This window comes from Streptomyces pyxinicus, from assembly GCF_024753135.1.
Taxonomy (GTDB): domain Bacteria; phylum Actinomycetota; class Actinomycetes; order Streptomycetales; family Streptomycetaceae; genus Streptomyces; species Streptomyces pyxinicus.
In genome coordinates, this window is record NZ_JANUGP010000005.1 from 15,472 (window position 1) to 33,044 (window position 17,573).

Annotated in this window: 19 protein-coding genes and 1 pseudogene; 8 read left to right on the forward strand and 12 right to left on the reverse strand. The window is 71.3% G+C overall.

Annotated elements, in window-relative coordinates; genetic code table 11:
• Positions 1-80 precede the first annotated feature (80 nt).
• On the forward strand, positions 81-752 hold the full coding sequence (locus tag NX794_RS08525; RefSeq protein ID WP_258777656.1) for an O-methyltransferase: 672 nt from the start codon (positions 81-83) through the stop codon (positions 750-752).
• Positions 753-777: 25 nt separating this feature from the next.
• Here the strand turns inward: NX794_RS08525 and NX794_RS08530 are convergent, their stop codons facing one another.
• Positions 778-1,170, reverse strand: a complete 393-nt coding sequence (locus NX794_RS08530) for a hypothetical protein (RefSeq protein WP_258777657.1) — start codon at positions 1,168-1,170, stop codon at positions 778-780.
• Between the two features lie 124 nt (positions 1,171-1,294).
• Between NX794_RS08530 and NX794_RS08535 the strand changes: the two genes are divergently transcribed.
• Positions 1,295-1,705, forward strand: coding sequence for a DnaJ family domain-containing protein (locus tag NX794_RS08535; RefSeq protein WP_258777658.1), 411 nt, complete (start codon positions 1,295-1,297; stop codon positions 1,703-1,705).
• On the opposite strand, the gene NX794_RS08540 is transcribed toward NX794_RS08535, so the two are convergent.
• Together NX794_RS08540 and NX794_RS08545 are read right to left on the reverse strand one after the other, a co-directional pair.
• Positions 1,694-2,683, reverse strand: coding sequence for a hypothetical protein (locus NX794_RS08540; RefSeq protein WP_258777659.1), 990 nt, complete (start codon positions 2,681-2,683; stop codon positions 1,694-1,696). The genes NX794_RS08535 and NX794_RS08540 overlap by 12 nt on opposite strands.
• Positions 2,684-2,688: 5 nt before the next feature.
• Entirely contained in the window at positions 2,689-3,354 is a 666-nt protein-coding gene (locus tag NX794_RS08545) for a hypothetical protein (RefSeq protein ID WP_258777660.1), read from the reverse strand.
• A gap of 209 nt (positions 3,355-3,563) precedes the next feature.
• Between NX794_RS08545 and NX794_RS08550 the strand changes: the two genes are divergently transcribed.
• A complete protein-coding gene (locus tag NX794_RS08550; protein ID WP_258777920.1) occupies positions 3,564-4,067 on the forward strand; it encodes a GNAT family N-acetyltransferase in 504 nt (167 codons plus the stop codon).
• Here the strand turns inward: NX794_RS08550 and NX794_RS08555 are convergent.
• Genes NX794_RS08555 through NX794_RS08565 form a run of 3 tightly spaced genes read right to left on the reverse strand, consistent with a single transcriptional unit; the run spans position 4,051 to position 7,971 of the window.
• Positions 4,051-6,090 carry an MFS transporter gene (locus NX794_RS08555; RefSeq protein WP_258777661.1) on the reverse strand — a complete coding sequence of 680 codons (2,040 nt, stop codon included), beginning with the start codon at positions 6,088-6,090 and terminating at the stop codon, positions 4,051-4,053. The genes NX794_RS08550 and NX794_RS08555 overlap by 17 nt on opposite strands.
• A 52-nt stretch (positions 6,091-6,142) precedes the next feature.
• Complete coding sequence (locus NX794_RS08560; protein WP_258777662.1) at positions 6,143-6,739, reverse strand: GNAT family N-acetyltransferase; 597 nt, start codon at positions 6,737-6,739, stop codon at positions 6,143-6,145.
• Complete coding sequence (locus NX794_RS08565) at positions 6,730-7,971, reverse strand: NsdA family TPR-like regulatory protein (protein ID WP_258777663.1); 1,242 nt, start codon at positions 7,969-7,971, stop codon at positions 6,730-6,732. The genes NX794_RS08560 and NX794_RS08565 overlap by 10 nt, the downstream gene beginning before the upstream one ends.
• A gap of 229 nt (positions 7,972-8,200) precedes the next feature.
• Here NX794_RS08565 and NX794_RS08570 point away from each other — a divergent pair, with 229 nt between their 5' ends.
• The 4 genes and pseudogenes from NX794_RS08570 (at position 8,201) to NX794_RS08585 (ending at position 11,038) form a co-directional block, all read left to right on the forward strand.
• Entirely contained in the window at positions 8,201-8,374 is a 174-nt protein-coding gene (locus NX794_RS08570; protein ID WP_258777664.1) for a hypothetical protein, read from the forward strand.
• Positions 8,375-8,545: 171 nt separating this feature from the next.
• Positions 8,546-9,049 carry a glycine-rich domain-containing protein gene (locus tag NX794_RS08575; protein WP_258777665.1) on the forward strand — a complete coding sequence of 168 codons (504 nt, stop codon included), beginning with the start codon at positions 8,546-8,548 and terminating at the stop codon, positions 9,047-9,049.
• Positions 9,050-9,080: 31 nt separating this feature from the next.
• Complete coding sequence (locus tag NX794_RS08580; protein ID WP_258777666.1) at positions 9,081-9,329, forward strand: hypothetical protein; 249 nt, start codon at positions 9,081-9,083, stop codon at positions 9,327-9,329.
• 511 nt (positions 9,330-9,840) lie between these two features.
• Positions 9,841-11,038: pseudogene (locus NX794_RS08585) on the forward strand (IS110 family RNA-guided transposase).
• On the opposite strand, the gene NX794_RS08590 reads toward NX794_RS08585, so the two are convergent.
• The 3 genes from NX794_RS08590 to NX794_RS08600 form a co-directional block, all read right to left on the reverse strand.
• A complete protein-coding gene (locus NX794_RS08590; RefSeq protein ID WP_258777667.1) occupies positions 11,031-11,516 on the reverse strand; it encodes a hypothetical protein in 486 nt (161 codons plus the stop codon). The pseudogene NX794_RS08585 and the gene NX794_RS08590 overlap by 8 nt on opposite strands.
• Before the next feature lie 88 nt (positions 11,517-11,604).
• Entirely contained in the window at positions 11,605-12,279 is a 675-nt protein-coding gene (locus tag NX794_RS08595; protein ID WP_258777668.1) for an HAD family hydrolase, read from the reverse strand.
• 203 nt (positions 12,280-12,482) lie between these two features.
• Positions 12,483-13,064, reverse strand: coding sequence for a TMEM165/GDT1 family protein (locus NX794_RS08600; protein ID WP_258777669.1), 582 nt, complete (start codon positions 13,062-13,064; stop codon positions 12,483-12,485).
• Between the two features lie 385 nt (positions 13,065-13,449).
• On the opposite strand from NX794_RS08600, the gene NX794_RS08605 reads away from it, so the two are divergent.
• Positions 13,450-14,094: an HNH endonuclease family protein gene (locus NX794_RS08605; RefSeq protein WP_258777670.1), complete on the forward strand. Its 645-nt coding sequence runs from the start codon at positions 13,450-13,452 to the stop codon at positions 14,092-14,094.
• A gap of 3 nt (positions 14,095-14,097) precedes the next feature.
• Here the strand turns inward: NX794_RS08605 and NX794_RS08610 are convergent, their stop codons facing one another.
• From NX794_RS08610 to NX794_RS08620, 3 genes are all read right to left on the reverse strand, one after another.
• Positions 14,098-14,712: a DedA family protein gene (locus tag NX794_RS08610; RefSeq protein WP_258777671.1), complete on the reverse strand. Its 615-nt coding sequence runs from the start codon at positions 14,710-14,712 to the stop codon at positions 14,098-14,100.
• A gap of 158 nt (positions 14,713-14,870) precedes the next feature.
• Positions 14,871-15,326 (reverse strand): DoxX family protein, encoded by a 456-nt coding sequence (locus NX794_RS08615; protein WP_258777673.1) that lies wholly within the window; start codon positions 15,324-15,326, stop codon positions 14,871-14,873.
• 100 nt (positions 15,327-15,426) lie between these two features.
• A complete protein-coding gene (locus NX794_RS08620; protein WP_258777675.1) occupies positions 15,427-17,328 on the reverse strand; it encodes an FAD/NAD(P)-binding protein in 1,902 nt (633 codons plus the stop codon).
• Positions 17,329-17,573 lie beyond the last annotated feature (245 nt).

Genomic DNA, 17,573 nt, shown 5'->3' on the forward strand with positions numbered 1-17,573 from the left:
CCCCTCCCCGCCGCCCGGCTGAGATGATCGGCGTGGGGCCCGCAGGCCCCGGGACGACACTCGGGAAAGGCAGCAGACGCATGAGCGGGTCGCAGTTCTGGGACGACGTCGACGACTACTTCATCAGCCAACTCTCCCCGGACGACGAGGCATTGCGCGCCGCCCTGCGGGACAGCGACGCCGCGGGGATGCCACCGATCAGCGTCACCGCGGCACAGGGCAAGTTCCTGCACCTGCTCGCCCAGGTGCAGGGCGCCCGTACCGTCCTGGAGATCGGCACGCTCGCCGGGTACAGCACGATCTGGCTGGCCCGCGCCCTGCCCGAGGACGGCCGGGTGGTGTCGCTGGAGTACAGCGCCAAGCACGCCGAGGTGGCCGTGCGCAACATCGCCCGCGCCGGCCTGGACCGGATCGCGGAGGTGCGGGTCGGCCCGGCCCTGGAGTCGCTGCCCAAGCTCGCCGACGAGAACCCGGCCCCCTTCGACCTGGTCTTCATCGACGCCGACAAGGCCAACAACCCGCACTACGTGGAGTGGGCGCTGCGCCTGACCCGCGCGGGCAGCCTGATCGTGCTGGACAACGTGGTGCGCCAGGGCCGGGTCGCCGATCCGGACAGCACCGAGCCGGACGTGCTCGGCACCCGCGCCGCGATCGAACTGATCGCCACGCACCCCCGGCTGAGCGGTACGGCGCTCCAGACGGTCGGTCAGAAGGGGTACGACGGGTTCGCGCTGGCCCGCGTGCTGGGCTGAGGCCGAGCCGGCGGCCGTCCCGGGTTCACCCTTCGTGGTAGAAACCGACGTTGACGCTGCGCGGCGCGGTCCGGTCCTGGACGACGATCTCGCCGGACGCGCCGCGCGGCAGCGGGACGGAGGCGCCGTAGGCCACGGTCTGCGCGTACTCCCCGACGATCAGCCGGACTTCGGCGGCCGGGTCGGCCTGGGAGCCGCGCAGCCAGCTCACCTGCCAGCCGCCCTCGGGACCGCACAGGAACTCCAGGTGGATCCGCGAGACGAACAGCCAGTCCTCGGGGGTGACCAGGCGGCACACCGACGCGTCCCGGCCGACCCGCAGGACGGCGCCGGGCTCGCTGGGCGCCTCGGCCATCGTCATACCGGCCGTGGCGCCCGCGTCGCCGCCCGAGACGGTGGCCATGGTGAGTTCGAGCACGCGTGTTCCCCCTGAGGCAGTGCGGTGGCCCGCGCCAACCGGACATGACGGTGCGGCGGCCTGATCGCCGTACGCCGCCGCATGATAAAACGCCCGGCGGGGTCCCGTCCGGCACAATGGGTCCATGACCGAGCGAAAGCCACCGGGCGTCCCGTTCGAGTCCTTCGTCGACCGGCAGATCCGCGACGCGCAGGCGCGCGGTGACTTCGAGCGGCTGCCGGGGGCGGGCCGTCCGCTGCCCGCCGAGCTGGAGGGCGCCTACGACGACCTGTGGTGGGTACGGCGGAAGATGGCGCGCGAGGGCCTGGCCGTGCTGCCGCCCGCCCTCGCGCTGCGCAAGGAGGCCGAGGACGCACTCGCGGCGGCTTGTGCCGCGCCCTCGGAGCGGATCGCCCGGAAGATCGTCGAGGAGGTCAACGTCCGGATCCGCGACATGATGTTCAAGCCGCCGCCGGGTCCTCCGCTGGGGCGGAAGCCGTACGACGTCGAGGAGGTCGTACGGGAGTGGCGGCGGCTCAGGAACTCAGAGGTGTAGCAGGCGGTCGGCGAGTTCGCGGTAGTCGCGCAGGGCCAGCCGCAGCTGTTCGGTGTCGGTCCCGGCACCGGAGGCGTGCTCCTCACCGCCCTGCCAGCCGCTGCGCAGGGTGTGCCGGCGCCTGGTCACGGCCTCGGTGAAGCGGGCGGTGATCTCCTCCAGCGCGTGGTCGGCCTCCTCGACGGCCGCCCGGGGCTGGTCCACGAACCCGGCGACGACCTGCCGCATCCGCTGCTCCCACTCGTCGGCCTCCGCGTGCGGCAGCAGCGGGGCCCCACCGCCGTCGTGACCGGCGTGCCCGTCCCGCGGGCCGGCGGCTCCCGGTGCCGACGGCCAGCTGTCGGTGCCACGGCCGTTGCCGGTGGCGGACTCCCGTCCGCTGACCTCGCCGGCGGCGGGGACGCCGAGACCGTCCTCGGGCATCCGGCCGTCCTCGGGCAGCCGCCCGCGCTGCGGGGCGGCGGCCGTCGCACCGGCCGTCCCGGCGCCGACGTTGGCCGCGCCGAGCCCGTCGTCCGGCATCCTGCGGTCCTCGGCGCGGGTGGCGCCGGGGGTCTCCCGGCCCAGGTCCTCGGTGCCGGGGCGCAGTCCCTCGGTGCCGTGCGGCGGGCGGCCCGCCGTCCCGTACTCCGACTCCGTACCCGGCCGCTCGGTCTCGCCGTAGGCGGGAAGTCCCGCCGGGCCCGGCGGGGGCACCGCGCCGGGCCCGGGGGCGCGGTCGTCGCCGGTCAGGCCGTCCCGGCCGGGGCCCGTCGCTCCGGGGGTGCGGCCGGCGGCCGTCGCTCCGCCGGTACGGCCGATGCCGTCGCCCGGTATGCGGCCCTCGCCGGCCGCCGCGCCCGGTGCCGGTTCGCCCGGCAGGCGCTCCTCGGCGCGCGGGTCGCGTGTCGTGCGCTCGTCCTCGTTCGCGTCCGGCATCCGGGAGAAGCGCCCCGTGGGGTATCCGCCGTCGCCGGATCCGCTGGTCCTGTCCGTCATGATGCTCAGCTCTCCTTCGGGTGGCTCCGGTGCGGGGACCACGCGTGGGAGCGGCCGTGGGAGCCGGCGCCCGCGGTGGCTTCGGCCTTGTCCGTGCCGGCGGGGGCACGGTGGCGGCCGGTGTCGTTCGTGCCGGGAGCGGTCAGCTCCTCGAAGAGGGCGCGGGCGTGCACCAGCGCGGTGCGCAGCTCCTCCGTGCCGGCGCCGTCCGTTTCGGCGTGGGCGGCCCGGTGGACCTGGCGGTAGCCGTCGACGTGGTGGGCGTGGTGGACGGAGAGCGCGGCGACCTGCTCGTCGTAGCGGCCGTCCGCCGGGTAGCCGCGCACCGCGGCCAGCTCACCGAGCAGCCGGTCGGCCTCGGCGACCGCCTCGCGGGGCGAGTCGACGAACCGCTCCTGCACGGCCGTCCAGCGGGCCGTGTACTGGTCCCTGCCGTCCTGGTCGAGCGGGCGTTCCCGCAGGTCGCCGTGGCGTTCGACGCGCTCGGTCAGTTCCCGTTCGGCGGCCTTGGTGTCGCCGCCGTGCCGGGCCACGGTCCGCTCGTACTCGGGTCCGAAGCGCCGTTCGAGGCTCGGCCCGCCGCGCCGCGCGCGGCCGAGCGCGAGGGCGGCCGCACCGAGGACCACGACCGCCGCGATCACTATCAGCAGAATGATCAGGCCTGTGGACATGGTTGCCTTCCGATCGACCGGCCCCGCTGGCCGGTTCCCCCTTCGGGTGACCCGTGAACTGGGCCACAAACGGCACCCGTGGCCGGGAGGTTCCACGGCGTCTCCCGGGACCCGGAAATCCCGTTGCGGCGGGTGCGGCCCGGCCTCCGACAATGACCGGCATGACGACTGGCAAGCCGTTGGACGGCCGGCGTGACGAGGCGGCCGGCATGACGTGGACGATCACCCCGGAGGGGTACGACTCCCCGGCCGCCGCCGCGCTGTGGCGGGCCTACTACACCGAGGTCAGCGACCGCTGGTACCTGCTGCGCGAGGGCCGCCGCACCGACCCGGCCGAGCTGGAGCGCGCGCTCGCGGCCCCGCCGGGCGCCGATCTCGCGCCGCCCACCGGGGGCCTGCTCGTGGGCCGGTACGACGGCGAGGCCGCCGGCTGTGCCGGGGTACGGCTGCTCGCGCCGGACACGGCGGAACTGACCCGGGTCTTCGTGGCAGCGGGCCTGCGCGGCCGGGGCGGGGCCGCGCTGCTGGTGGCGGCCGCCGAGGAGGCCGCGCGGGCCCTCGGCGCCCGCCGGATCGTCCTGGACACCCGCTCCGACCTCGTCGAGGCCCGCGCCCTGTACGCCCGCCTCGGCTACACCGAGACCGCCGCGCACAACGCCGACGTGTACGCCGCGCACTGGTTCCGCAAGGAGCTGGTCAGCTCGTCCTCGTGAACCGGTCGTCGTGCGGGCGTTCCCGCTCGGCGCCGCACAGTTCGCCGGTGAGTTCCCGGACCAGCTGGGTCAGGTCGGTGGAGCGGCCGGGCCGCCACCAGTCGCCGAGCAGCTCGGCCAGGGACTCCTCGCGGGCCTTGGCGAGGTGGTCGGCGACCGCGCGCCCGGCGGGGGTCAGGACCAGGTCCAGGCCGTCGCGCCGGGCCAGCCCGCGTTCCTCGGCCTGCCGGGCGGCGGCCATCACGGTCTGGAGTGGCACGGGGCCGCGCTCGGCGAGGACGGCGGGCTCGACGGAGCCGTAGCGGCGGATGCGCAGCAGCATCCAGCCGGCGGCGGGCAGCAGGTCGTATCCGGCGCGTTCGATGATCGTGCGGTAGATCTCGCGGCGGCCCTCACGGGTGCCGAGCAGGGACAGCGCCCGGCACACCTCGTCGTAGGAGGAGCGCTGGACGGGGTTGGGCGGGATGGTCTCGGAGGCGTCCGGCGCGGTGACCGAGCCGCGCAGCCTGTCCTCCTTCAGGAACCAGGCCAGCAGGAAGCCGAGCAGGGCGACGGGTGCCGCGTAGAGGAACACGTCGGTGATGGCGGAGGCGTAGGCGTGCAGCGCGGCCGGGCGCAGCGGCGGCGGCAGCGCGGCGATGCCCCGCGGGTCGGCCTTCAGGGCGTCGGGGTTCGCGCCGGGCGGCAGGTGGGCCCCGCTGAAGGCGGCGGTCAGCTTGTCGGCGAGCCGGCTGGAGAAGACGGTGCCGAAGATGGCGACGCCGAAGGAGGCGCCGATGGAGCGGAAGAAGGTCGCGCCGGAGGTGGCGACGCCCAGGTCCTCGTAGGACACCGCGTTCTGCACGATGAGGACGAGGACCTGCATGACCAGGCCGAGTCCGAGGCCGAACACGAAGAAGTAGGCGCTCATCTCGGCGGTGGAGCTGTGCTCGTCGAGCCGGTGCAGCAGGAGCAGCCCGATGGCGGTGACGGCGGTGCCGGTCACCGGGAACACCTTCCAGCGGCCGGTACGGCTGACGATCTGCCCGGAGACGGTGGAGGACAGCAGCAGTCCGACGACCATCGGCAGCATGTGCACGCCGGACAGGGTCGGGGAGATGCCGTGCACGACCTGGAGGAAGGTCGGCAGGTAGGTCATCGCGCCGAACATCGCGAAGCCGACGATGAAGCTGATCACGGCGGCGAGCGTGAAGGTGCGGATGCGGAACAGCTTCAGCGGCAGCACCGGTTCGGCGGCCCGCCGCTCGACGGCGACGAACGCGAGGGCGAGCAGTATGCCCAGGACGGCGAGCCCGATGATCTGCGCCGAGCCCCAGGCCCAGGTGGTGCCGCCGAGCGAGGCGACGAGCACCAGGCAGGTGGCGACGGCGGCGATCAGGAAGGTGCCGAGGTAGTCGATGACGTGGCGCTCGGTGCGGCGCGGGATGTGCAGGGCGGCGGCGATCACGGCGAGCGCGACGACGCCGACGGGGAGATTGACGTAGAACACCCAGCGCCAGCTGAGCTGCTCGGTGAACACCCCGCCGAGCAGCGGTCCGAGCACGCTGGTGGCGCCGAACACGGCCCCGAACAGGCCCTGGTAGCGCCCGCGTTCGCGGGGCGGCACGAGGTCGCCGACGATCGCCATGGACAGCACCATCAGCCCGCCGCCGCCCAGCCCCTGGAGCGCGCGGAACCCGATCAGCTGGGGCATGTTCCGCGCCATGCCGCACAGCGCGGAGCCGATCAGGAAGATGACGATGGCCGCCTGGAACAGCCGCTTGCGCCCGTACTGGTCGCCGAGCTTGCCCCACAGCGGGGTCGCGGCGGTCGAGGCCAGCAGATAGGCGGTGACGACCCAGGACAGGTGCTCCAGGCCGCCGAGGTCGCTGACGATGGTGGGCAGCGCGGTCGACACGATCGTCTGGTCCAGCGCGGCGAGCAGCAGACCGAGCAGCAGGGCGCCGATCGGGACGAACACACTGCCGGGTACGCGCTCGCCCCCGCCCACGCCCTTCGCCGTACCGTGCGTGTCCAGGGCCATGGAGACCTCCCGAAGCTCGGTGCACCCCTTCCATCGTGATCGGAGTCGGCGTTTACGGCCTGTCGAGCCGTTGGGGTGGGGAGGAGAGGGGGCCGGACCACACCCCGTCCTGCGGCTGCGGCGCCCGGGCGGCGTCGGTGCCTGTTGACAGTTTCCGGACCATGACTGCGTACGTCGGGGAGTCGTCCGAAGGCTTTGCCTCGCCCACCTTGGTGTAATTCCAGCGCTCATACATAGCCTGAACCCTGGGCCGCTGAATTTCCACCGTGAGTGATGCCACGCCAGCCGTTACTTCATCAAGTAGCGCGTCGTGAATCACCTGTGCGCGTTGAGCGCCGCGCCATTTAGGAACTACCATGAGTTCCGACAGGGCGAAGACGGAGCCTTTAATCTCCCGGGGCCGCTGATGCCCCTTCCACCAGCCACCAGGTTTGAACATGGAGCCGTACGCATACCCAACCGGGTCACCCTCCTCCCAGCCTGAAATACATAGCCAGTCCTCTCGTGAAGACCAGCGGTCGACGAAGTAGGCGAAGCGCTCACGTGAATGAAACTCGTCCGGGGAGTCGGCATACGCCTCGTCGTGGATGCCCAAAAGGAGTGAGCGTACGTCCCGTGCGTCTGCATGCGTGTAGCGCTTTAGATCCATTCAGCAGACTCCTCAATCCAATTGACAACTTCGGAAACCTTCGAACCTGAGGAGACGAGCACCTTGCGTGTAGCAGCCAAAGTACGGATGACTCGCCCTTGCTCAGACGTCGAAGGAAGCGTCACATACGCCTGTCGACCTGTCGCGCCTGCCAGTTCCACATCACCTTGCCTGGCCTGAACGAGAGACAAATGTGCGGTATACAGGGCTCGGTCGCGGATTTTTTCCCTTGGGATGGACGCAAGAGTGCGATGGAGGCAATACTCAGACCTCTCATACTCTCCGAGTGCCACCCATACGAAAGCGGACAGGGCATCGAACTCACTGCTGTCGTAGAACCTGATCCACTCGGGTCGCTCTCGGTCGGTGGCACGCGCAAAGGCACGTTCGGCATCGTTGAGTGCTCGCAGAGCATCGGACCGCCGCGCCGGCACACGGGCTAATGCGTTGGCGTTGCGCAGATGCCCGAGGGAGGCATACAGCGGATCTCGTCGTGCGATGGACGAGCGCTTCATCACCTCTGCACCTGCCACAGCTTCAGGGTGGTTCTCCCGCATGCTGGACGTGAGGAACATGTGGTTCCAGACATGAAATGCCGCCTCACTGTCCCGAGACAGGCCGGCGAAAATCAGGGCCCTGTCGAGATGTGCACGCGCTCGCTGCGGTGTCTTGGCGTCAAGTGAAGCGAACGCAGCAGAACAGCTGACCTCCGCGACGAGCCGATGCAGCATGCCTTGTACGCGAGCTGAAGCTGTGGACTGCGCCAGAGCGGACTGGATTCGAGAGGCCAGCTCGACCGCCAGGTTCTCCACCCTCTTCGGGCCCCGCCCCGCGTCGTCATCCCGAAGGATGGCCACGTAATCCTGATGAAAGCGCCGAACGTCGTTGATACCGAGTCGCCGGGGGACGGCGGCGTCCGGGACTCCCACGGCCAAGGCTGCCCCACCCGCAGCGTTGAGGAGTGTGCGACGACGCGTGGGATCTTCCTCCGGGAAGACAGGGTGCTTCCTGCGCGGCACGAACCCTAGATCCACGGCGCTCACAGAGAGAACCTTCTCCAGACCGAGCCTGATTCGATCCTGCGGCCACTTGGTCTCGCCGCGTAACCATCGGCGCACATCCGCGTCAGTGACGTTGCCCGGCTTCCCCGTGAGAACGCCGATCTCAGCATTGATGAGACGTGACCGGAGTTCCGCCATCCGAGCTGCAAGCTTCCGGTTCGGCTCTCGCATGCGCCCACGGTAGCTCTGAGCGAGGCCATGGACACGAGCAAAAGTAAAATTCACCGGCGTCACGCGAGGGCGTCCCCCACCTTTTCACCTGTCCTGGATCCTGCAACGGCCGTTGACTGTGTGCTGCAAGGACCCCGGCCACCGCCCGCACGTCCCGGGGCATGGCCACCAAGCCACGTGGAGGTTGGAGACAGTGCCCAAACCTACAAGCACACTTCAAGCCCAGAGGGTGACTGCGAAGGACCGACCCGCCCCCGCTGTCAGGGAGTTCACCGGCACGGCCGGTCACGATCTGCTGACCGTTCACCTCCTCAAGGACGGACAGCCGAAGTGCGAGGCGCCCGGCAAGGTCGACGAGTGGCAGCGGACCGCGAACTGCCCCGCCTGCCTGACGTCCAAGTGAGCCCCCGCCGCGAGTTCCCCGAAGGCGACGTCAGCGGAACCACGTAGACCCCTCGCCCGGCTGTAGCGCCCTGACGTGACAGCCGGATGAGGCCAAGCGGCCACCCTGGGCGGTGGAAACCCTGGACAGGTCGGCAACCAGGGCGGGTCGCACATCAAGGGAGGAACACACATGCATGATGTACGCGCCTTACTCACCCCTGACGGGTTCGGGGGCGTAGTCGCAACAGTCCGTGACAACGACCCCTACGTGACCGACGCTATGGCACAGCGGATCGTGACGGAAGCACTCAAGTTCGTTGCCGCTGCCGCCCAGTTCCCCGCAGTGAAGATCACGCCGTCCAATGTCGTGGACGAGGGGTGGCATGCGCTGATCTTGCACACAAACCTCTACGAGAAGCTGTGCGACCGGCTGGGGCGGTTCGTGCACCACTGGCCGGAGCGACCCGACGCGGAGCGGCACGACCCACACGCGTTGACTCGCACGGTGGCGTTGATCGAACAGGCCGGATTCAGCGTGGACAGCGAGCTATGGGCGAGGCCGGCCAAAACCCTGGTGGCCGTGACCGCGAACTGCTCGCACACTCCGAAGCCGGGTGGCTGCGGGCCCATCAACCCCGGCGGCTGTGCGTCGCACTGCTCAGGAGACGGAGGCGGGGAGGGCGGCGGTGGCTAGGCTTCCCCCACGCACGGCGGAAGGTGAGGGCATGAACGCGGAAGAGGCCCGGCAAGTGGACGCTGTTCTGAGACGGCTGGGTATCCACGGGGTGGTCGCTCCGGAAGATCCGGAGAACGCGGCGGGGCCGTGGCGGGTGTACGACACCGCCGACCCCGAGACCCGGAAGGACGTCACCGCTGACGCTCTGGTGGCCGTCGTGGCGAAGACCCCGAGGCCTGACCCGCGCTCCGCGCACGGCCCCACGCGAGGCTTCGTCGTCCCGCCCACCGACGACTGACGGACGACCGGCTCGGCGCAGCGGACGGCATGACCGTACGCAAGCTCACCGTGCCCGACCGTGGCACCCCCCGTAGGCGGAGTGCCACTGCTCGCGAGTCGGTGAGGGTGTCACACGGGCCCCGCTCGTGTGCTGCCTCCGTGGCGCACGGGTGGGGTCTCTTCCTGTGTGTCCACGGTTCGCAGGGCAGGGCGAGCAAGCGGAGGAGGTCAGACGCAGGAACGGTAATCAGCCCGCCCGGCAGCCGCCCACCAGCCCGTCCGACGTTCGAGGACGAGGCCGTTCAGGCCGACCGGTGGTCCAGGGGGCGGAGCCCCTTGGCGGGGTCGAAGGGGCGGGAGCCCCTAGGGGACGGGATGGGTAGGGTCGGCGGTGGCGAAGAGTCCCTGACGGAATCCCCCCCATTACCTTTTTCGTAGCTCCGCAATGGGGCCTCCGGCCTTCGGGTCCGGCATGACCTACCCCCTTGTTGATGATGATCCGGACGAAAGCGTGATGGAGGGGCTGGCACGTGATCGACACCGGCGACATCGACGTCTTCCTCGGCCTGGACGTCGGCAAGGGCGAACACCACGCCACCGCCGTCACCCCGGCTGGGAAGAAGGCATTCGACAAGCGCCTGCCCAACACCGAACCCAAGCTCCGCGAGCTCTTCGCGAAACTCCAGGCCAAGCACGGAACAGTGCTCGTCGTGGTCGACCAGCCAGCCTCGATCGGCGCCCTGCCGCTCGCGGTCGCCAAGGACATGGGCTGCCCGGTCGCCTATCTGCCGGGGCTGACGATGCGGCGGATCGCCGACCTCTACCCGGGTGAGGCGAAGACGGACGCGAGGGACGCGTTCATCATCGCGGACGCGGCCCGCGCGATGCCCCACACCCTGCGAGCGATCGACGGCGAGGACAAGACGATCGCCGAGCCGGAGATGATCGTCGGCTTCGACGACGACCTGGCCGGCGAGGCCACCCGCGTCGCCAACCGGCTGCACGGCCTGCTGTCCCAGACCCATCCATCACTGGAACGGGTCCCGAGACCGCGGTTGCAGCACCCGGCCGTCCTCACGCTGCTGGAGCGATTCGGATCCCCGGCCCAGATCCGCAAGGCCGGACGCCGGCGGCTGATTACCCTGCTGCGGCCGAAGGCACCGAGGACGGCCGAGCGCCTGGTCGAGAAGATCTTCGCCGCCCTGGACGAGCAAACCGTGACAGCCCCGGGGACGGAGGCGGCCTCGCTGATCGTCCCGAGCCTGGCGGCCTCGCTGACAGCCGTGCTCGCCCAGCGCAAACTGCTGGCCGGGCGGATCGAGGAACTGCTGGAGGCTCACCCTCTTTCGAAGGTCCTGACGTTGATGCCGGGCATCGGTGTCAGGACCGGAGCCCGTATCCTGATCGAGGTCGGCTACGGCAGCACCTTCCCGACCGCCGGCCACCTCGCCACCTAGGCCGGACTCGCCCCGGCGACCCGGAGCTCGGGCTCCTCGCTCCGCGGCGAACAGCCCTCCCGGAGAGGAAACCAGCAGCTCAAACGGGCTTTCTTCCTCTCCGCGTTCGCTGCCCTGGGCGACCCGGGCCTACTACGACAAGAAGATCGCCCAGGGAAAGCACCACACCCAGGCCCTGCTCTGACTCGCCAGACGCCGGGTCGATGTCCTGTTCGCGATGCTCCGCGACGGCACCTTCTACGAACCGCAGCCGTCGGCCTCAGTCACCTGACCTGCGGGTCTGCGAGGAGAACGACCCGATCGGTCTCGACGTCGAAGCCGATCACCGGATGGCCGTAGTCACCCTCCGGGTCCATCAGCACCGGCTTGCGCAGCCGCCGCCCGATCTCCCGAAGGAACCCGCCGAACACATCAAGTCGCTCTTGGCCCTGCAACTCCCGCAGGTCGACGTCGAAGTCGACTTCATCGGCGGCAAGGAAACGGAAGATCGCCAGCACATCGGCAGCCGGCCAGACCCGCAGGTCCGGGCACTCGGCATCCGCCGGACGGGAGAGCACGGTCTCTGCCCGGGGCACCGGAAGCACCGTTCCTCCCTCGGAGTACTGGCACTTCCAGCCCTTCTCCGCGACCAGATCGAGGACGGCCTGCCAGTCCTCCACTGAGGCATCCGGGACACGCACGTCCGGCAGCGACCCCATCAAGTCCGGGTCGAAGAAGCACTTCACGTCATCCCATAACAGATCAGCCACACCGCCATGCTGCCCCGGCTCACCGACCCGACGCACCCCTGTTTCCCTTGACCAAAGACATAGGGGCACTCCCCGCCGAACACGTGCGTCAGCCGATCGTCAGCCGAATCGTCCCGTCCCCCAGCCCCTCCACCGCAACCCCGCTCAGATCGGGAACGACGACGGCAGGCCCGTGCACCCCGGCCCGCGGCCCGACTCCCACGACCCGCATCCCAGCGGAGCGTCCCGCCGTGATTCCGGCTCCCGAGTCCTCGAAGACCACGCACTCGGCCGGGTCGACCCCCAGCTCGGCCGCGCCCTTCAGGAACCCCTCGGGGTCCGGCTTGCTCGCGCCCACCGACTCCGCCGTCACCCGCACCGCCGGCAACGGCAGCCCGGCCGCGTTCATACGGGCCGTGGAGAGGGCGACGTCCGCCGAGGTCACCAGCGCGTGCGGCAGCCCCGCCAGGGACCGGAGGAACTCCCGGGCGCCCGGGATCTCGACGACCCCGTCCATGTCGGCGGTCTCCTGCGCGAGCATCCGCGCGTTGTCGGCCAGGTTCTGCGCCACCGGCCGGTCGGGCAGCAGGACGGCCATCGAGGCGTGCCCCTGCCGTCCGTGCACGACCTTCATGACCTCGTCGCCGTCCAGCCCGTGCCGCTCGGCCCAGCCCCGCCAGATCCGCTCGACCACGGCGTCCGAGTTGACGAGCGTGCCGTCCATGTCCAGCAGCAGGGCACGGGCGGTGAGGACGGTGGGCGTGGGCGCGGCGGTGGCCGGCATCGGCAGCTCCAGGTGCGTGGCGAGAGGTCCCGGGGTCGGAGAGGGACCCGGTCGGGAGAGACAAGGCGGCCCCGCCCGCCGGTCAGGGAAAACGGGCGGGAGCCACTTTGTTCTTCTACGGTACAAAACCCGGGGCGGATCGCGCCACCGGCCCCCGCCAGGATTCACCGGACGTTCAGCTCGCCCGGCCGCACGCCACCCGCTCAGCCCGCGATCGCCTCGTACAGGCTCCACACGCCGAGCCCCAGCATGACCAGCGCGGCGATCTGCGTGATCAGCCGCAGCGGCACCCGCTTCATCAGGGCCTTGCCGCCCACGATGCCGAGTCCCGCGACGGCCCACAGGCCCAGCACCGCGCCGAGGCCGACGGAGAGCGGGTCGTCGTAGCGGGCGGCCAGGTTGGCGGTCATGATCTGGGTGAGGTCGCCGAACTCGGCGACCAGGATGAGCATGAAGCCGGTGCCCGCGACCTTCCAGAAGGACTGGTCGGCGGGCTTCTTGATCTCCTCCTCGCCGTCGTCCTTCTTCAGCAGCAGCATCGCGGCGCCGCCCAGGAAGAGGACGCCGGTCAGGGCGTGCACGAGCTGCTGGGGCAGCAGGGTGAGCACGCTGCCGGCGGCGACGGCGAGCACGACGTGCAGCAGGAAGGCGGCGGCGACGCCCGCGAAGACGTAGCTCGCCCGGTAGCGGGTGCCGAGGACGAGGCCGGCCAGCGCGGTCTTGTCCGGCAGTTCGGCGAGGAAGACGACGCCGAAGACGAGCGCCGTCACGGTGATGCTGATCAAGGTTCCTCAATCGGTCGGGGCTGCCCCGCCGAGAGTGCGGTATGTCACGCGATACACCTCGGCACGGCAGCGCACTGGTCGCCCGCACCACGGGTACGGGCGTGCACTGCTTGCCGAAGGTCTCGCTGGCGGACCGCGTGCGGTACGCCTCCGGGCGCCGGCTCAGGCTGGCTGAGCAGTGTGTCGACGGTCCGGCGAAGAGCTACTCCCCTTCTGCGCTCCCCATCGTACGGGATGTGAATGTTCGGTCGTGAACATGCCCATACACCTTGTCGTGACATGGACGTGTCACTAGCTTCTCACCGAGCGCTCATCCACCGGCCACACGGCCCCGCGAGCATTCCCCCGCTCGCGCCCATCACCCCCACCCCGCAAGGGAGTTCGCATGTCCAGGTTCTACGCGCGTCGACGGGTGAGCGTCCTCGCGACCCTCACCGCACTGGCGGCCTCCGTCGCCCTCGTCAACTCCCCCAGCGCCTCCGCCGCCCTCCCGACGCCGGTCAGCGGCGCCACCGCCCGGAGCTACCTCTCCCAGCTCACCGTGGCCACCGAGGACCGCACCGGCTACAAGCGCGACCTGTTCCCGACCTGGATCACCATCTCGGGCACCTGCAACACCCGCGAGTACATCCTCAAGCGCGACGGCTCGAACGTCGTCACCGACTCCGCCTGCGTGGCCCAGAGCGGCAGTTGGTACTCCCCGTACGACGGCGCCACCTGGAGCGCGGCCTCGGACGTCGACATCGACCACCTGGTGCCGCTCGCCGAGGCCTGGGACTCCGGGGCGAGCAAGTGGACCACCGCCCAGCGGCAGGCCTTCGCCAACGACGTCACCCGCCCGCAGCTCCTCGCGGTCACCGACAACGTCAACCAGGCCAAGGGCGACCAGGACCCGGCCACCTGGGTGCCCTCGCGCACGGCGTACCTGTGCACGTACGTCCGCGCCTGGGTGCAGGTGAAGTATTACTACAACCTCTCGGTGGACTCCGCCGAGAAGACCGCGCTCACCAACGACCTGGCGGGCTGCTGACGTTCAGGACGCGGGGCGGCGGCGCATGAGGTAGCCGGCCGCCCCGCCGGCCGCGAACAGCGCGGCCACCGAGACCCCCGTGGCCAGCCAGGTCGCGCCCAGCCACTGGGCGCCGTAGTAGCCGAGGGCGACGCTGTAGGCGGCCCAGGACAGGCCGGCCAGCGCGGACCAGGGCAGGAAGTCCCGGACGCGGCGATGCGCCGCGCCCGCGCAGAAGGAGACGACCGAGCGGCCGGCCGGGGCGAACCGGGCCAGCACCACCAGCGCGCCGCCGCCCCGGGCCAGCGCGTCGCCGAGACGTTCCTGCGCGGAGGTCAGCCGCCGGGAGCGGGCTATCGCGCGGTCCAGGCGCTCCCCGCCCCGCCAGGCCAGCCGGTAGGCGACGAGATCGCCGAGCACGGAGGCGGTCGCGGCCGACAGGATCAGGGCCAGGATGTCCGGCACCTCGTGCGGGACACGGCCCGCCACCGCGCCCGTACCCGCCGCGGCCGCCGTACCGGCCGTGATGACGAGCACCCCGCTGGGCAGCACCGGCAGGAACACGTCGAGGAGCACCGACAGGGCCACCACGGCATAGATCCACGGTCCGGCCGCAAGCGACCCCACACTCTCCAGCACGACGACTCCCTGTACTCCCCCGATGACAGCCATACAGCGTACGCCTGGGGTGTGACAGCGGGTGCCAGGGGGCCCACCGTACCCGCACCCGCGTACGACGACGCCCCTCCCCGTTCGCGCGGGGAGGGGCGTTGTCGTCTCGCAAGTGGGCCTGGGCGTCAGGCGGCTATCGGCGCCCGGTCGGCGGCGGGATCGGCGGTCGCCGCGGTGCGCCGGGTGACGAGCCGGTCCAGGCCGTAGGCGCCGGAGCCGGTGAAGACCAGCAGGAAGAAGCCCCAGCAGAACAGCACGGACAGCTCGCCGCCGTTCTGGATGGGCCACAGGGCACCCTGCTGGTGGACGTCGAAGTAGGCGAAGGCCATCGAGCCCGAGGCGACCAGCGCGGCCCCGCGGGTGCCGAGGCCGAGCAGCACCAGGACGCCGGCGACGAGCTGGATCACGGCCGCGTACCAGCCGGGCCAGGTGCCGGCCGCGATCGTGCCGCCGTCGGTGCCCGCGGCGCCGCCGAGGACGCCGAACAGCGAGGCGGCGCCGTGCACCGCGAACAGCAGGCCGAGGACGACGCGGAACAGGCCGATCGCGTAGGGCTGAGCGGCGTTGAGGCGTACGGACATAGGGGGTCTCCCTCTTCGGTGTCGGTCGGACCGGCCGGGGACGTGGAAGGCCGGTCATGGGGGCGGCGGGTACCGAATGAGGGCCCTAGGTTAGGTGCACCTAATCAATGCTTGCAAGTTCAACATTCGGCCATCGTGACGCCTCCGCATCCGGTTCCACTTCCGCCCCGGCGACCCGCAGCACCTCACGCGCCACCGCGTCGGCATCCGAGAGCGTCACCGAGTCCACCCCCGGCCGCGCCCCCGCCGCGGTCACCCAGTGCACCCCCTCCGTGGGCACCCCGAACGCGAACCGCCGTGCGTGCGCGACTCCCTGACGACCCATCAGGCGATACGGCCGCCGTGTCACGTCGACGCCTCCCGTCTCGTACCCGTCCACCGTGTGCGGCCGGCAGCCGCCGTCCGCGAGCAGTCCGGCGAGCAGCGCGTCGCCGGTGCGCCGCACATCGGGTTCTGGAAGCCGCGCCTCTATGAGAGTCGTCACACGCACCTCGGACCCCGGCACCAGCCGCGAGCGCGCCTCCCAGCCCCCCGCCGCGGCACGCACCTCAAGGCGCGGACCGAGCACCTCCACCACGCCCGCCACCACCAGGGCCGTCAGTTCCTCGACGCGGCGGCGGGGCGGGCCTATGGACAGATAGGCGTTGAGCGGGGTGTACCAGCCGTCCAGGTGCGCGCGCCGGGACGCGCCGGCCAGACCGCCGTGATCGACCACCAGCCGTATCTCGTTGCGCAGGTCCCGCAACACGTCGAGCGCCGCCTTCACCGGTCCGCGCGCATTCCCGAGGGCCGCCTGCGCCGCGTCCTCGCGCAGGTGCCCCAGCAGCCACTCCCGCCACTCACCCGGCCCGCCGAACTCCCGCCCCCGGTACGGCCGCACCACCGCCTCCCAGTCCCAGCGGTCCCCCTCGGCCACCCCGAACGCGTCCAGCACGGCCGCCTCCCCCGGACCACCGTGCGGTACGGCGAGAAAGCGGTCGGCGAAGTCCGCTCGCCCGGTCAGCGCGCCGTAGTACACCGTCTCCACCTCCTTGGCGACCAACGACCACACCTCGGCACGGAAGTCCGGCGCCTCACCGGAGTCGGCGCGCTTGCGGAAACCGGCGATCACCTCCGGGGTGAGCACGAGCGGGACGTGCCGCCCGTACGCACCCTTGGCGTTGTCGCCGCGCGCCTGGTACGGCACCCCGCGCCGCGACCCCGCGTACAGCCGCGGCTCCCGCCCCGCAGGCAGATACCGCAGCCCACCGCCCGCCTCCCGGACGAAACGGCCGCCGCGGCCGGTGGTGAACAGGGCGATGTGGTCGAAGAAGTTGAGCCCCAGACCGCGCAACAGCACGGGCTCACCGGGGCGTACGGCGGCCAGGTCGACGTCGGCCGGGTTGGCGGGCGGCACGTACCGCAGGCCGTACCGGGCGGCGTGCGCGGCGTCCGCCCGCTGCGCCTCGTCGGGGATGGCCGAAAGGTGCCCCTGCGCCAGCACGACCGCGGCCAGCCCCGGCAGCACCCGGCCGTCGTCCAGGGTGAGCGCCTGCCGGCCGTCGGCCTCGTCCGCCAGCCGGACGGCACGGGCCCGGTGGACCCGCACCCGCACCGCGTCCGGGGCCCCGCCGACGAGCCGGGCGAACACCCACTCCAGATACCGCCCGTAGTGAGCGCGGGTCGGATACTCGTCCGGCCCCACTGCCTCCTGCGTCCCCTCGGCCCACTCGTGGAGACTCGGTCCCGGGCGGATCGGACCGGAGCAGTCCACGCTGGCGTCGGTGAACAGCGTCACCTGGCTCGCCACCGTGTTCATCAGCAACTCGGCCGACTGCGCGGTCCGCCAGACCCGGCCGGCCCCCGGCGGCGCGGGATCGATCACATGGACCGTGAGCCGGACACCGGGCGGCAGCAGTTCCGGCACGGAGGCGCAGAGGCGTTCCAGGACGCTGGTTCCGCGCGGTCCGGCGCCGACCAGGGCGACGGAGACCGTGGGGGTTTCCTGGGTCGGGGCAGACAAAGGCGTGACTCCCGGGCGTTGGGGGCGCGTGACGGCAGACCGCCCGCGTACGGCGGACAGCGCGCCTCATCATGCACCTGCTGCCCGCCCGCCAGGGGAGCAACGTTCCTTTCACCGGAGCCGTTGTCCGGCATGCCGGATTGGGGTGCGGATTATGCGGGCGGACGTCCGGAGTGGAGCGGATGGCGGCGGGTCCTGACCGGTGCGGGGGCGGCCCTAGGCAGGCCCTGTCGTCAAACTCCCTC

What these genes read in the sequence shown, in the direction of transcription:
- NX794_RS08525 (WP_258777656.1), top strand. Translation starts at nt 81, where the DNA reads ATGAGCGGGTCGCAGTTCTGGGACGACGTCGACGACTACTTCATCAGC.
- NX794_RS08535 (WP_258777658.1), top strand. Translation starts at nt 1,295, where the DNA reads ATGACCGAGCGAAAGCCACCGGGCGTCCCGTTCGAGTCCTTCGTCGAC.
- NX794_RS08540 (WP_258777659.1), bottom strand. Translation starts at nt 2,683, where the DNA reads ATGACGGACAGGACCAGCGGATCCGGCGACGGCGGATACCCCACGGGG.
- NX794_RS08545 (WP_258777660.1), bottom strand. Translation starts at nt 3,354, where the DNA reads ATGTCCACAGGCCTGATCATTCTGCTGATAGTGATCGCGGCGGTCGTG.
- NX794_RS08550 (WP_258777920.1), top strand. Translation starts at nt 3,564, where the DNA reads ATGACGTGGACGATCACCCCGGAGGGGTACGACTCCCCGGCCGCCGCC.
- NX794_RS08555 (WP_258777661.1), bottom strand. Translation starts at nt 6,090, where the DNA reads ATGGCCCTGGACACGCACGGTACGGCGAAGGGCGTGGGCGGGGGCGAG.
- NX794_RS08560 (WP_258777662.1), bottom strand. Translation starts at nt 6,739, where the DNA reads ATGGATCTAAAGCGCTACACGCATGCAGACGCACGGGACGTACGCTCA.
- NX794_RS08565 (WP_258777663.1), bottom strand. Translation starts at nt 7,971, where the DNA reads ATGCGAGAGCCGAACCGGAAGCTTGCAGCTCGGATGGCGGAACTCCGG.
- NX794_RS08575 (WP_258777665.1), top strand. Translation starts at nt 8,546, where the DNA reads ATGCATGATGTACGCGCCTTACTCACCCCTGACGGGTTCGGGGGCGTA.
- NX794_RS08580 (WP_258777666.1), top strand. Translation starts at nt 9,081, where the DNA reads ATGAACGCGGAAGAGGCCCGGCAAGTGGACGCTGTTCTGAGACGGCTG.
- NX794_RS08595 (WP_258777668.1), bottom strand. Translation starts at nt 12,279, where the DNA reads ATGCCGGCCACCGCCGCGCCCACGCCCACCGTCCTCACCGCCCGTGCC.
- NX794_RS08605 (WP_258777670.1), top strand. Translation starts at nt 13,450, where the DNA reads ATGTCCAGGTTCTACGCGCGTCGACGGGTGAGCGTCCTCGCGACCCTC.
- NX794_RS08615 (WP_258777673.1), bottom strand. Translation starts at nt 15,326, where the DNA reads ATGTCCGTACGCCTCAACGCCGCTCAGCCCTACGCGATCGGCCTGTTC.